At 61.2% G+C, this 14,211-nt stretch carries 12 protein-coding genes; 10 read left to right on the forward strand and 2 right to left on the reverse strand.

The genetic code is table 11. From position 1 onward, the window contains the following. The first annotated feature begins 13 nt into the window (after nt 1-13). Complete coding sequence (trpE, locus tag QNI81_RS07205; RefSeq protein WP_009178909.1) at nt 14-1,525, forward strand: anthranilate synthase component I; 1,512 nt, start codon at nt 14-16, stop codon at nt 1,523-1,525. An 80-nt stretch (nt 1,526-1,605) separates the two neighbouring features. Here the strand turns inward: trpE and QNI81_RS07210 are convergent, their stop codons facing one another. After that, nucleotides 1,606-3,120: a divergent polysaccharide deacetylase family protein gene (locus QNI81_RS07210; RefSeq protein ID WP_283967820.1), complete on the reverse strand. Its 1,515-nt coding sequence runs from the start codon at nt 3,118-3,120 to the stop codon at nt 1,606-1,608. Nucleotides 3,121-3,321: 201 nt separating this feature from the next. On the opposite strand from QNI81_RS07210, the gene QNI81_RS07215 reads away from it, so the two are divergent. The 7 genes from QNI81_RS07215 to lexA all read left to right on the forward strand — a co-directional run bounded on the left by QNI81_RS07215 (nt 3,322) and on the right by lexA (nt 8,950). After that, nucleotides 3,322-3,903, forward strand: coding sequence for an anthranilate synthase component II (locus QNI81_RS07215; RefSeq protein WP_283967821.1), 582 nt, complete (start codon nt 3,322-3,324; stop codon nt 3,901-3,903). After that, nucleotides 3,900-4,922 (forward strand): anthranilate phosphoribosyltransferase, encoded by a 1,023-nt coding sequence (trpD, locus tag QNI81_RS07220; RefSeq protein ID WP_283967822.1) that lies wholly within the window; start codon nt 3,900-3,902, stop codon nt 4,920-4,922. Before QNI81_RS07215 ends, trpD begins: the two co-directional genes overlap by 4 nt. Beyond that, a complete protein-coding gene (locus tag QNI81_RS07225) occupies nt 4,922-5,626 on the forward strand; it encodes a uracil-DNA glycosylase (protein WP_283967823.1) in 705 nt (234 codons plus the stop codon). The genes trpD and QNI81_RS07225 overlap by 1 nt, the downstream gene beginning before the upstream one ends. Further along, nucleotides 5,619-6,428 (forward strand): indole-3-glycerol phosphate synthase TrpC, encoded by an 810-nt coding sequence (gene trpC / locus QNI81_RS07230; protein ID WP_009178999.1) that lies wholly within the window; start codon nt 5,619-5,621, stop codon nt 6,426-6,428. Before QNI81_RS07225 ends, trpC begins: the two co-directional genes overlap by 8 nt. Nucleotides 6,429-6,445: 17 nt before the next feature. Continuing rightward, nucleotides 6,446-6,916 carry a cyclic pyranopterin monophosphate synthase MoaC gene (moaC, locus tag QNI81_RS07235; RefSeq protein ID WP_283967824.1) on the forward strand — a complete coding sequence of 157 codons (471 nt, stop codon included), beginning with the start codon at nt 6,446-6,448 and terminating at the stop codon, nt 6,914-6,916. A 3-nt stretch (nt 6,917-6,919) separates the two neighbouring features. Next, nucleotides 6,920-8,092, forward strand: a complete 1,173-nt coding sequence (locus QNI81_RS07240) for a molybdopterin molybdotransferase MoeA (RefSeq protein ID WP_283967825.1) — start codon at nt 6,920-6,922, stop codon at nt 8,090-8,092. Nucleotides 8,093-8,251: 159 nt separating this feature from the next. Beyond that, entirely contained in the window at nt 8,252-8,950 is a 699-nt protein-coding gene (gene lexA / locus QNI81_RS07245; RefSeq protein WP_065323992.1) for a transcriptional repressor LexA, read from the forward strand. A 65-nt stretch (nt 8,951-9,015) separates the two neighbouring features. Here the strand turns inward: lexA and QNI81_RS07250 are convergent, their stop codons facing one another. Beyond that, nucleotides 9,016-11,037: a ComEC/Rec2 family competence protein gene (locus tag QNI81_RS07250; RefSeq protein ID WP_283967826.1), complete on the reverse strand. Its 2,022-nt coding sequence runs from the start codon at nt 11,035-11,037 to the stop codon at nt 9,016-9,018. 79 nt (nt 11,038-11,116) lie between these two features. On the opposite strand from QNI81_RS07250, the gene gltX reads away from it, so the two are divergent. Further along, nucleotides 11,117-12,517, forward strand: a complete 1,401-nt coding sequence (gene gltX / locus QNI81_RS07255) for a glutamate--tRNA ligase (protein WP_283967827.1) — start codon at nt 11,117-11,119, stop codon at nt 12,515-12,517. Nucleotides 12,518-12,657: 140 nt separating this feature from the next. Beyond that, a complete protein-coding gene (gene gltA / locus QNI81_RS07260) occupies nt 12,658-13,953 on the forward strand; it encodes a citrate synthase (RefSeq protein WP_065323989.1) in 1,296 nt (431 codons plus the stop codon). The last annotated feature ends 258 nt before the right edge of the window (nt 13,954-14,211 follow it).

A 14,211-nucleotide genomic window follows, 5' to 3' on the forward strand; every position in this document is an offset into this window, starting at 1 on the left:
GGCGCATGCGCTCATGGCCCTGATCCCCGACTTCGACACATTCGCCAAAGCCTATGAGGCAGGCGAAAATCAGGTGGTCTACACACGGCTTGCCGCCGATCTGGATACGCCCGTCTCCTTGATGCTGAAACTCACCGGCGCGCAGAAGGATGCCTTCATGCTGGAATCGGTGACCGGCGGCGAGGTGCGTGGGCGCTATTCCATCATCGGTATGAAGCCAGACCTGATCTGGCGCGCGCGGGGCGAACAGGCAGAGATCAACCGCGCCGCGCGATTTGACCCCGACGGATTTGCCCCTGTCGAGGGCAATCCGCTGGACACATTGCGCGCGCTGCTGGCCGAAAGCCGCATCGACCTGCCCGATGATCTGCCACAGGCGGCGGCAGGGCTGTTTGGCTATCTGGGCTATGACATGATCCGCCATGTGGAGCATCTGCCCCATGTGAACCCCGACCCGCTGGGCCTGCCCGATGCGGTGATGATCCGCCCCTCTGCGGTGGCGGTGCTGGACGGCGTGAAGGGCGAGGTCACGGTGGTGTCTCCCGCATGGGTCAGCGACGGGCAATCGGCGCGTGCGGCCTATGCACAAGCGGCGGAGCGCGTGATGGATGCGGTGCGCGATCTCGAACGCGCCATGCCCGCCGAGACCCGCGATCTGGGCGAGGCGCGCGAGGTGGCCCCGCCGGTCTCAAACTTTACCAAGGACGGCTATATGGCCGCCGTAGAAAAGGCCAAGGATTACATTCGCGCCGGGGACATCTTTCAGGTGGTGCCCGCACAGCGCTGGACGCAGGACTTCCCGCAACCGCCTTTTGCGCTTTATCGCTCGCTCCGGCGCACCAACCCCTCGCCGTTCATGTTCTACTTCAACTTCGGTGGCTTCCAGGTGATTGGTGCCAGCCCCGAGATCCTCGTGCGGGTCTTTGGCAACGAAGTGACCATTCGCCCCATCGCTGGTACACGTCCGCGCGGGGCCACCCCCGAAGAAGACAAGGCGCTGGAGCAGGATCTGCTGGCCGACAAGAAAGAGCTGGCCGAGCATCTGATGCTCTTGGATCTGGGCCGCAACGATGTGGGCCGCGTCGCCAAGATCGGCACCGTGCGCCCCACCGAGGAGTTCATCATCGAGCGCTACAGCCACGTGATGCATATCGTCTCCAACGTGGTCGGCGAACTGCACGAGGACAAAGACGCGCTGGATGCGTTTTTTGCGGGCATGCCGGCTGGCACGGTGTCCGGTGCGCCCAAGGTGCGCGCAATGGAGATCATCGACGAACTGGAGCCAGAAAAACGCGGCATCTATGGCGGCGGTGTCGGCTATTTCAGTGCCGGTGGCGACATGGATATGTGTATCGCCCTGCGTACCGCGATCGTGCAGGACCAAAAGCTCTATATTCAGGCCGGGGGCGGCGTTGTCTACGACAGCGACCCGGAGGCGGAGTATATGGAGACTGTGCATAAATCCAACGCGATCCGCCGCGCGGCTGCGGATGCCGCACGCTTTACCGGCGATGGCAACCGCTGAAAAAGCCATGACTGCAAAATGGAAAACGCGCTCCCGAGACCATCGTGGAGCGCGTTTTTGTATCTCAGATCGGACGTTGCCTACTGTGCATTCGGCTCCAGCAGGCGTTTGAGGCTGGTGGAGATGGGCACCAGCTCGACCCGGCTTGCCCGATCTTGCAACCCCCAGATCAGCAACGCGGAAATGGTATCCGGTTTCAAACGTCCAAGCATGATCACCGCACCTTCCTGACCGGAGCGGAACGCCGCCTGATCGAGGAAGCGACGCATGGCGCGCGGATCTTGCCCGGCACCGTCAAAATCGCGAAACACCACGCCCGAGGGGATGCCGTCGCGCAGCGCCATTTTTTGCACCGTGTTCAGGCCGTTGTCCTGCAACACCAGCCCATAGCCCAGATCTGCCGCGATGGTTGCCACCTGATCCGCCAAGGGCCGATTTCCCTGCACGCCACTGTCGATTCCCTCAAGAATGCCCACCGCCTCAGGCAAGCGATCAAACCACACGGGCATCGCAGTTTCCGCGTCCTGCGGCTGGCCTTCGCGCGGCAGATCCGCCAGCACCATGACCTCAAACCCAGCCGCCCGGCGCGCGTTCATGCGCGCCACAGCGTCCGGATCGCTTGGGTCGATGGCAAAGGTCAGCGGATAGGGGAAATCTTCCAATGCCTCGGCCCCGACCGCGCCCTCTTCCTCAATGAGGATGATCGACATCAACGGCACGCCGGGCTCCGGGCTTGCGGGTTCAGCGTTGCGTACAAAAGGCGGCGTCTCGGGTGTCGCTTCCGCATCCGTCGCAGGCGCTGCTTTATTGCGTTCTGTAAGGGGCACCACGCGCGTGCCAATGCTCGGCCCCGGCTCTGCGCCCTCATCGCCCGCGGTTTGCGGCAGATCTGCGATCCTCAACTCACCCGTGTCATCCTCGCCCGTATCATCCTCATTCGTCTCGTCCGATCTGACCGGGGGCGTCGTCAGGTTTGGCGAGGGCGTGGCATCGGGCGGCGTGCCAATCCCCGGTGCCTCAACCGCTGCACTGTCCAGCCGCACCGGCGCAGGCGTGTCCTCTGCCTCCTGCGTCAGTTCAGGCGTGGGCGTCTCTTCTTCGGGCGCGCTCAGCGCAGGCTCACCGCTGTCCGCAACCTCAGGCGCGGCGGCAGGGTCATTCACGACGGCAGGCGATTCTTCCACGAGAGGCGCTGCGGGTTGTGTGCTGTCGCCCGCATCCGTTCCCGGCAAAGGATCATCCGATGCAACCGAAATCTCGGGCGCGTCGACACCTTCTGGCGCGGCGTCTAGCGCAGCCTCCGTCTCGGTGGATACAGCCGGGCGCTCTGGCGCAGAGGTGTCGATCTCACTGGGCGCATCGTCACTGATGGTTCCTTCAGCGGTCGGCTCGGCGGGGGCCGTCTCAACCACATCCGCGTCACTGCCAGGCGTATCAAGGCTCTGTGTCGATGTTTCACGCGGCTCCAGCGTCGTGGTCGGCGTCTCATGCGAGACATCAACCGCCTGCGGCAAGGGTGTCGACAGTGACCAGACCGCCGCCCCAGCAACCGCGACCAGCGCCCCAACGCTTACGCCACCCAGAAATCCTCGCATGCCTGTTTCGCCCTCTTGCCTGTGCCCGTTTTCCTGCGCGCGCCCCAAAACGAGGTGCCTCAGCTCCGGTCATCTTCTCCGTCTGACGCGCGTCAGTCCGGATGTGCCCTTGACGCTGCCGCGCATCCCTGAACATGTATGGTGCCACACACTATACTGCGGCGCGGCCCCCGCCCGCCACCCTTAAAAGAGCGTCCCAAGATGTTGCTGCTTATCGACAACTACGACTCCTTCACCTACAACCTCGTGCATTATCTTGGCGAGCTGGGCGCCGAGATCGAGGTCTGGCGAAACGATGCGTTGGATGTGCAGCAAGCCATGGCGATGAAGCCCTCCGGCATCCTGCTGAGCCCCGGCCCCTGCGATCCCGATCAGGCGGGCATCTGCCTTGCGCTCACCGAAGCGGCCGCCGAAACCCGCACGCCGCTGTTGGGCGTCTGCCTTGGTCATCAGACCATCGGTCAGTCCTTTGGGGGCAATGTGGTGCGCTGCCACGAGATCGTGCATGGCAAGATGGGCAAGATGCATCACACCGACAAAGGTCTCTTTAAGGGGCTGCCGTCGCCGTTTGATGCCACCCGCTATCACTCGCTGGTGGTGGAGCGTGAGAGCTTTCCGGACTGTCTGGAGATCACCGCAGAGCTGGAAGACGGCACCATCATGGGCCTGCAGCACAAAGAGCTGCCCATCCACGGCGTTCAGTTCCACCCGGAATCCATCGCCTCCGAGCATGGGCATGCGCTCCTGCAGAACTTCCTGAATGAGATGAAGGTCCCGGCATGAGTGATGCGCTGAAACCTCTGATCGGTCTGGCCGCAGATCGCGCCCTGACCCGTACCGAAGCCGAAACCGCCTTCGCCGCGCTGTTCAATGGCGAGGCCACCCCAAGCCAGATCGGCGGCCTTCTGATGGCCCTGCGCACCCGGGGCGAGACGGTGGATGAATATGCCGCCGCGGCCGCCGTGATGCGCGCCAAATGCAACAAGGTCACCGCGCCTCAGGGAGCGATGGACATTGTCGGCACCGGTGGCGATGGCAAGGGCACGCTAAATATCTCCACCGCGACGGCCTTTGTGGTGGCGGGCGCAGGCGTGCCGGTCGCCAAACACGGCAATCGCAATCTGTCTTCGAAATCCGGCGCGGCAGATGCGCTGACCGAGATGGGCATTCAGGTGATGGTCGGCCCGAAAGTGGTTGAAAAATCACTGAAAGAGGCGGGCATCTGCTTCATGATGGCGCCGATGCATCACCCGGCGATTGCCCATGTGATGCCCACCCGTCAGGAACTGGGCACGCGGACGATTTTCAACATCCTCGGCCCGCTGACCAATCCGGCGGATGTCAAACGCCAGCTGACCGGGGCCTTTAGCCGCGACCTGATCCGCCCGATGGCGGAGACGTTGCAGCAGCTTGGCTCTGAAAAGGCATGGCTGGTGCATGGCTCTGATGGCACTGACGAACTGACCATCACCGGCGTCAGCTGGGTTGCGGGGCTTGGTGAAGACGGCAGTATTTCCGAATTCGAGATCCATCCCGAAGAAGCCGGCCTGCCCGAACATCCCTTTGAGGCGATCGTGGGTGGCACCCCCGCCGAGAATGCCGAGGCGTTTCGCGCGCTGTTGAACGGTGCACCCTCCGCCTATCGTGACGCGGTGCTGCTCAATTCTGCTGCCGCGCAGGTGGTAGCAGGTACAGTCTCCTCGCTCAAGGAAGGCGCGGAACGTGCCGCTGAGAGCATCGACAGCGGTGCGGCCCTTGGCAAGGTCACGGCGGTTGCACGGATCACTTCGGAGGCCGCCTGATGGCCCCGCAAGACCACGCCTCAGCCCTGCGACCTGCGGTTGGGGGCTGGGCGGACCTGCCGTTCTTTCAGACGCATTGGCCGTTGATCGAGGCAAAGCTCGCACAAGACACGCGTCAGATCCTGCCGCCTGCGCATCAGCGTTTTGCCGCACTTGAACTGACCCCGCCAGAGGCCACCCGCGTTGTGATCCTCGGTCAGGACCCCTATCCCACGCCGGGGCACGCCCATGGGCTGTCCTTTTCGGTCGAGCCAGATGTGACACCCCTGCCCCGATCGTTGCGCAATATCTATCAGGAGATGCGCGACGACATCGGTTGTTGCCCCGACACCGGCGATCTGCGCCCTTGGGCCGCGCAGGGCGTGCTTTTGCTCAATACGGTGCTCTCAGTGCCTGCGGGCGATGCCAATGGCCACAAGAAACTCGGCTGGCAGGAACTTGCGCATCAGGTATTGGATCATAGCTCTCGCCGCCCAACGGCCTATGTCCTCTGGGGCAATCAAGCGCAGAAGCTCGAAAGCCACATTCGCCCCGGCGATCACCTGATCGTCAAGACCGCCCACCCCTCGCCGCTGTCGGCACGTCGGGGCTTTTTTGGCTCCCGCGTGTTCTCCGCGATCAACGACTGGCTCACCGCGCGCGGCGAGCCGCCTATCACGTGGGCCGCCCCACGCACTTCTCAAGGGAGCCACTTCGATGTCTGAGACCATCCTCGATAAAATCAAAGCCTACAAACTCGAAGAAGTCGCTGCCGACAAGGCCGCCAAACCGTTGGCAGAGGTCGAGGATGAGGCCCGTGCCGCTGATCCTGTGCGCGGATTTGCAGATCGTTTGCAGCAGGCCACCCACGAAGGCTATGGCCTGATTGCCGAGATCAAAAAAGCCAGCCCTTCCAAAGGTTTGATCCGTGCTGATTTCGATCCCGCCGCGCTTGCCAAAGCCTATGCCGACGGCGGGGCAACCTGTCTGTCGGTGCTGACCGACACGCCGAGTTTTCAGGGCGCCAAGGACTATCTGGTAGAGGCCCGCGCCGCCTGCGATCTGCCCTGCTTGCGCAAGGATTTTATGTATGACACCTATCAGGTCGCCGAGGCCCGCGCGCTTGGGGCCGACTGTATCCTGATCATCCTCGCCTCTGTCAGCGATGCACAAGCCGCAGAGTTGGAAGCCTGCGCCTTTGAGTGGGATATGGATGTGCTGCTGGAAGTCCACAACGAAGAGGAACTGGAGCGCGCCTGTCACCTGAAGTCACGCCTGATGGGCATCAACAACCGCAATCTCAAGACCTTTGAGACCACGCTCGACACCACCCGGACCCTGTCGCGCATGGTGCCGCCGGATCGCACAATCGTCTGCGAAAGCGGCCTGTTCACGCCCGAAGATCTCTCTGATATGGCCCGCTATGGTGCGCGCAGCTTCCTCATCGGTGAGAGCCTGATGCGTCAGGACGATGTAACCACGGCCACCCGTGACCTGCTGGCCAATCCGCTGGTTCCCACAGTCTAAACAAGGAGGCCTGTGCCATGTCGCTCACGCATTTTGACCAAAAGGGCGACGCCCATATGGTGGACGTCTCCGACAAGGATGTGACCGCACGGATCGCCGTGGCCGAAGGTCATATCAAAATGGCGAAAGCCACTTATGAGACCATCGCCGAGGGCCGCGCCAAGAAGGGCGATGTCCTTTCTGTGGCGCGTCTGGCCGGGATCATGGGGGCCAAGAAAACCGCCGAGCTGATCCCGCTTTGTCATCCACTGCCCATCACAAAGGTCGCAGTAGAGCTGACCCTCGACCCTGATCTTCCGGGCGTGCGTGTTGAGGGCACCGTCAAAACCACCGGCCAGACCGGCGTAGAGATGGAGGCCCTGACGGCAGTCTCTACCGCCTGTCTTACGGTTTACGACATGGCCAAGGCGGCGGATAAGGCAATGGAAATCGGCGGCATCCGCGTCATGTTGAAAGACGGCGGTAAATCCGGTCGTTACGAGGCGTAACCGATGATCTCCGTCTCTGAGGCCCGCGCCGCGCTGCTTGATCTTGTCTCTGCCGTAGATGTGGAAACTGTCCCCTTGGCGCAAGCGGCGGGCCGTGTGTTGGCACAGCCCGTCACCGCAGGGCGCGATCAGCCACCTTTTGATGCCTCCGCCATGGATGGCTATGCAGTGAACGCCGATGAGGTGGAACTGCATGCAATGTTCAAGGTGATCGGCGAGGCCGCTGCCGGACATGGATTTCAGCGCCGGGTTGGTGCCGGTCAGGCGGTGCGGATCTTTACCGGAGCGCCGGTGCCGGAAGGCGCGAGTTTTGTGGTCATTCAAGAAGACGTTGATCGTAAAGGCGACCTCATCACCATCACCGATGATCCGGGGGGCAATGCCAATATCCGCGACCGGGGCCGTGATTTTCGGGCCGGACAAACAGTCGATGCTCCTCGCCTTCTGCGCCCTGTTGATATCGCGCTCTTGGCGGCGATGAACATCGCGGAGGTGCCGGTGCGCCGTCGCCCCGTGGTGGCGCTGATGTCCACTGGAGACGAGTTGGTGATGCCCGGCGACCCCCCCGGCCCGGATCAGATCATCGTCTCCAACACCTTTGGCCTCAAGGCGATGCTCGAAGAGCACGGTGCCGAGGTGCGCATGCTGCCGATCGCGCGCGACACCGATGCCTCGCTGCGCACCGCCTTTGGGTTGGCACATGATGCAGATCTGATCGTGACCATAGGCGGTGCCTCGGTCGGTGATCACGATTTGGTTGCGGGTGTGGCCGAAAGCCTCGGGATGGACCGTGCGTTCTACAAGGTTGCGATGCGCCCCGGAAAACCGCTGATGGCGGGGCGCTTTGGCACCGGCGCGATGGTCGGGCTGCCGGGCAATCCGGTCTCTGCCGTGATCTGTGGTCAGGTCTTTGTGGTGCCGATGCTCTTTGCCATGCTGGGTCTCCCAACAGCAGCAGAGAACCTGATGAGCGCACCGCTTGCAGTCCCTCTGCCCGCCAATGGCCCACGCCAGCATTATATGCGTGCCGTGTGGAAGGACGCGGGCCTGCAGGCCTTTGACAGTCAGGACAGCTCTCTGCTCTCGGTTCTAGCACAGGCCGAAGCACTGATCGTGCGGCCGCCGCACGACCCTGCCCGCGATGTCGGCGAGCGTGTAGATTACCTCGCAATCTGAGCCTCCACGCGGTGTACTCAACGGCGCACTCAGCAGAAAACCTAGCCTCTACTGCCACTTGATGGAGCATTTTATGTTCTCATTATGATCGGAACCGTTGACACAAAACGGGAACATGAATAGAACATAAACAAAAGGCATCGTGCAGAGGGGACAGCTATGCTGACGAAAAAGCAGCTTCAGCTTTTGGAGTTTATTCACAAGCGTCTGCAAAAGGACGGCGTCCCGCCCAGTTTTGACGAGATGAAAACCGCGCTCGATCTGCGCTCCAAATCCGGCATTCACCGCCTGATTACAGCGCTTGAGGAACGCGGCTTTATCCGTCGCCTCGCTCACCGCGCCCGCGCGATTGAGGTAATCCGCCTGCCCGACAGCCTCGGCGGCAATGCAGATAGTTTCCAGCCCAAGGTTATTGCAGGCGGCAAAGATCAAAACGCTCCAAAAGCGGAGTTAAAACCCGTGGCGGACAACGGCGCCACAGAACTCGCCGTGATGGGGCGCATTGCCGCCGGTGTGCCGATTGAGGCGATCAGCCAAGCCTCCGCCCATGTGGCCGTGCCCAATGCCATGTTGTCCAGCGCAGGTCAGCATTACGCATTGGAGGTACGCGGCGATTCAATGATCGATGCGGGCATCAATGATGGCGATGTGGTGGTCATTCGTGAAACGGACGCGGCTGATAACGGTGATATCGTCGTCGCGCTTGTTGAGGGGCATGAGGCGACGCTCAAACGTTACGAGCGTAAGGGCCGTATGATTGAGCTGCATGCCGCCAACCCGGCCTATCCAACCCGCAGCTATTCCGAGGATCAGGTTAAGGTGCAGGGGCGCCTTGTTGGTCTGATCCGTACCTACTGATCCAAACGATCACCCCAAAACACTACATAACGCCCGACTGCACTGTTGCTGCCGGGCGTCTTTGGTTAGCGCGCAGACCACAGGCGGCGCGCGCCCGCTTTGGCTGTGATCATTTCGCCCCGCTGCGTATAGGCGATGCTGCCTGTGTCGCGCAGCGCTTTCGGGGTGAGCCAGAGGCATTCCCCATCTGGGGCCTCAGCCTCTACGGAGAGCACGATCACCTCATATGGCGCGCAGCTCATTTGCCATTCGCTCAACCCGGTTTTGCCCAAGACATGCACAAAATGGCGTTCAACGGCCTGAAACGTCTGCACCTTTCCCTGTTGTCGTGCGGGCACGCGATCAAAGGCCTCGACCTGATCCGCGCCATCGCCGTCGTTTTCCAGCCAGATCCCCGCGACAAAACTCTTGCCGCGCGGTCGAGACAGGGCGCGCCCCTCTGATGTCATGACCCCAACCAAGCCACCATCGGCCGAGATCAGAACCACGGGTCGCGGCGAAGACGGCCAGAAGAACAGAGCCACGCCGATGGGCCCAAGTCCAACCCAGCGCAACCGCCCCTGCCACAGCAGCACCAGCAACGCGCCCATGACCAGCACCGGTAACATCCACGGCTCTGGCGCGACCACCTGACCGCGGGCACCGGGCCAACCGGCGACAGTGTCGGCGACGGTCAAAATCCAGCTGATCCCCTGTGACATGATCCAGAATCCAACCGCGCTGCCCCCAAAAGGCGCAAGGCAGATCGCCAGAACCGCGCCCGGCACCACCACCGCGCCCATCACAGGTACGGCCGCGAGATTCGCAATCAGCCCGTAATGCGAGACCATGTTGAAATGGGCCGCGCCAAATGGCGCTGTCGCCACGCCCGCCACCAGCGACGACACCACAAGTGCCCCAATCCAGCGCAGCGCGCCTCCCAAGTGACCGCCGCGTCCCGGTCGAAACATCGGCTGCACCGCCCGAAACACCACCACCAGCGCCAGTGTCGCAGCAAAGCTCATCTGAAACCCGGCGCTCAGCAGGCTTTCGGGGCGGCGCAGCAGAACCAGCACCGCCGCAAAGGCAACCGCCCGCACGGATATCGCGCGCCGGTCCATCAGCACCGCCACCAGCATCACCGCCACCATCAAGAACGCCCGTTCGGTGGCGACATTGGCCCCGGACAGCAGCAGATAGCCAAAGCTTGCGACCAGTGCGACGGCGGCAGAGATTTTCTTGACCGGCCATCGCAACGCGATTCTGGGCCAAAGCGCAAAACCTCGGCGCAGGCTGGCAAAGATTACGCCAGCAAACAGGCCCATGTGCAGCCCGGAGATGGCCAGAAGATGCGCCAAGTTGCTGGCGCGCAGATCTTCGGTCACATGTCTTGGCACATGGGCACGATCTCCGGTGATGAGCGCGGTTGCAACGCCGCCCGTCCGCTCCGGCATCGAAGCGCGCACCCAATCGGAGAACCGCGCCCGGATGGTGGCCACCGGCAATGCATCTGGCGGGCCACTGTGCAAAACGGGCACCCGGCTATAGCCGACCGCCCCAAGCCCTAAAAACCATGCGTGCCGCCGAAAATCGAACCCTCCCGGCTCTGCCGGACCTTGCGGCGGGGACAGATGCGCGGTGGTCATCACCCATGATCCCGGCTCTGGTGGGGCACCGTCGAACAGTGAGATCCGCACCCGATTTGGCGTGCGCGCAGGTGACATATCCCTTAGACGCACCTGCCCCAGCGTGATCCGCATTGCGTCCGAGGCCGAACGATCCACCGAAAGAACCTGCCCCTCGACGGGACCATAGTAGCGAAACGTCAGCACAGGCGCACTCACCTGATGCGCCCTCAGTCCCATGTAGCAAAAGCCCATACCGATCAGGACCAGCGCCCCCGCCAGTAGCCCCAGACCGTCACCGCGCCGCGCGCAAAAACCAAGCACCAACGAGACCACAAGAACACCTGCATAAATCTGCAGAGTTGGTTCGTTCGACACGAGAAAATAGAGCCCGATCCCAAGGCCAAAACACACCGGAACCCAGGGAAACAGATGTCCCCGCTGGGCCTGTAGCATTGCATCAAGAGCGCCTGAGATGCGCACGCTTGCTCCCTGCCTTCTGGCTCGGTACACAGGCGTCAAACGTTGAACCCTCAAGGTTTCCAAAAGGTAAATGCCCCACATGTCCCAACCGGTCGTCACCCGCTTCGCTCCCTCGCCCACCGGCTTTCTGCATATCGGCGGTGCCCGCACCGCGCTGTTCAACTGGCTCTATGCACGCGGACGTGGCGGCAAGTTCCTGTTGCGCATTGAGGACACCGACCGGGCGCGTTCCACCCCCGAAGCCACTGCCGCCATTCTGCAGGGCATGGCGTGGCTGGGTCTGGATCATGACGGCGAGGTGGTAAGCCAGTTTGAAGGTGCCGCCCGTCACGCCGAGGTCGCCCATCAGCTGCTCGCCGAGGGTAAGGCCTACAAATGTTTCTCCACACAGGATGAAATCGCGGCCTTTCGCGAAGCCGCCAAGGCCGAGGGCAAATCGACCCTGTTTCATTCGCCGTGGCGCGACACCCCCGAATCTGAGCACCCTGACGCGCCTTTTGCGATCCGCATCAAGGCTCCCAAAGATGGCGAGACCACCATCCGCGACGAGGTTCAGGGCGATGTGACCATCAAAAATGCGCAACTGGACGATATGATCCTGCTGCGCTCGGATGGCACGCCGGTCTACATGCTGGCCGTGGTGGTGGACGATCACGATATGGGTGTGACCCATGTGATCCGCGGTGATGACCACCTGATGAATGCCGCCCGTCAGATGATGATCTACGAGGCCATGGGCTGGGATGTCCCGGTCTATGCCCATATCCCGCTTATTCATGGCTCTGACGGTAAAAAACTCTCCAAACGCCACGGCGCACTCGGGGCGCAGGAATATCAGGCCATGGGCTACCCGGCGGCGGGCATGCGCAATTATCTTGCGCGTCTGGGCTGGTCACATGGCGATGACGAATTTTTCACCGATACGCAGGCCAAAGAATGGTTCGACCTGAGCGGAATCGGCAAAAGCCCTGCCCGCTTTGACACCAAGAAGCTGGAGAACCTCTGCGGCCAACATATTGCAATTGCTGAGGATGCTGCATTGCGGCAGGAGATTGAGACCTATCTGGAGGCCGCAGGTCAGCCCGCGCTAAGTGACGTACAGTCACAAGGGCTGGAACGCGCTATGTTCTGCCTCAAGGACCGGGCAAAGACTTTCCCTGAACTCCTTGAAAAAGCCCATTTTGTGCTTACTTCACGTCCATTGGATCGCGATGCAAAGGCAGAAAAAGCACTCGATTCAGTATCCCTTGGTATACTGGGCGAATTGACGCCGCATCTGCAAAATGCTAGCTGGTCGCGAGACGAACTAGAGGCCGCCCTGAATGAATTTGCCGCGGCCAAAGACACGAAGTTTGGCAAATTGGCTGGCCCCCTTCGGGCCGTGCTTGCAGGCCGCGCGGTAACGCCTTCGGTCTTCGATATGATGATTTGCTTGGGCCGCGAGGAAACACTGGCCCGGCTCAAGGACGTAACAGGCTAAGCGCCCGCAAAAGATCTGTCGTTAAGGTCTGGGTAAGCCCGTTCGTATAGGACTGCGCCTGCGTCGCCAATGACGCGGGCGCCCCGCTGCGCGGGACGGGCCACCCGCCCTCTCTGCGCCTGTAACAGGAAGGGACATCTATGACCGATACACAGAAAACTGCCCAGCTCAGCCTGAATGGTGAGACTTACGATCTTCCCATCTTCTCGCCGTCTGCAGGGCCTGATGTTCTGGACATCCGCAAACTCTACGCGCAGGCCGGAGTTTTCACCTACGATCCGGGTTTCACCTCGACCGCGAGCTGTGACAGCACCATCACCTATATCGACGGTGACGAAGGCATCCTGCTGCATCGTGGCTACCCCATCGACCAATTGGCGGGTAAATCCCATTACCTAGAGGTCTGCTATCTGCTGCTCTACGGTGAGCTACCGACCGCGACCCAGCTTGAGGATTTTGAGACCCGTGTGACCCGTCACACCATGGTCCACGAGCAGATGCACAACTTCTTCCGTGGTTTCCGCCGTGACGCACACCCGATGGCAACCCTCGTGGGTGTTGTTGGTGCCATGTCTGCCTTCTACCACGATTCCACCGATATCGCCGATCCGTGGCAACGCGAAGTGGCGGCCATTCGTCTGATCGCGAAACTGCCGACCATCGCGGCGATGGCCTATAAATACTCCATCGGCCAGCCGTTTGTGTATCCGCGCAATGATCTGGATTATGCCGCGAACTTCCTGCACATGTGTTTCTCGGTTCCGGCAGAAGACTACAATGTCGACCCGATCCTGAGCCGTGCGATGGACCGCATCTTTACCCTGCATGCGGACCACGAACAGAACGCTTCAACCTCGACCGTGCGTCTGGCGTCCTCCTCGGGTGCCAACCCGTTCGCCTGTATCGCCGCTGGCATCGCCTGCCTTTGGGGTCCCGCACATGGTGGTGCCAACCAAGCCTGCCTTGAGATGCTCAAGGAAATCGGCTCGGTTGATCGCATCCCTGAGTTTATCGCGCGCGCCAAGGACAAGAACGATCCGTTCCGCCTGATGGGCTTCGGTCACCGTGTCTACAAAAACACCGACCCGCGCGCCAAGGTGCTGAAGCAATCCGCCGACGAGGTGCTGGAGCTTCTGGGTGTGGAGGACAACCCGCTCCTGCAGGTTGCCAAGGAACTGGAGCAAACCGCGCTCAACGATCCTTACTTCATCGAGAAGAAACTGTTCCCGAACGTGGACTTCTACTCGGGCATCATCCTTGAGGCGATGGGCTTCCCGACCTCCATGTTCACCCCGATCTTTGCGCTGTCGCGCACCGTCGGCTGGATCTCCCAGTGGAAAGAAATGATCGGTGATCCGCAGAACAAAATCGGCCGTCCGCGCCAATTGTATCTCGGTGAGACACAGCGCGATTACGTCGATATCGAAAACCGCTGATTACATTTGGTAATCTGTACGCCGCGCCGCCCGATCTCTTCGGGCGGCGCAATTCGTTAAAGTACTGAAAACAAACACATTCACACATTCCGAATTATCAATTCGAAGCGATTGTTGTCAGTTTGGAAACTTTTCGTTTTCTTAAATGAAGCATAAAATTGTCCGCGCATCAGAGTTTTGCCGTAAACAATTCATGAATTTGCCAGCCATGCCGCAGCTACGCGGTGGATCTGGGCACTGATTTTTCTTGAACCGGCC

Source organism: Tritonibacter sp. AK171 (assembly GCF_030127025.1).
GTDB lineage: Bacteria > Pseudomonadota > Alphaproteobacteria > Rhodobacterales > Rhodobacteraceae > Epibacterium > Epibacterium mobile.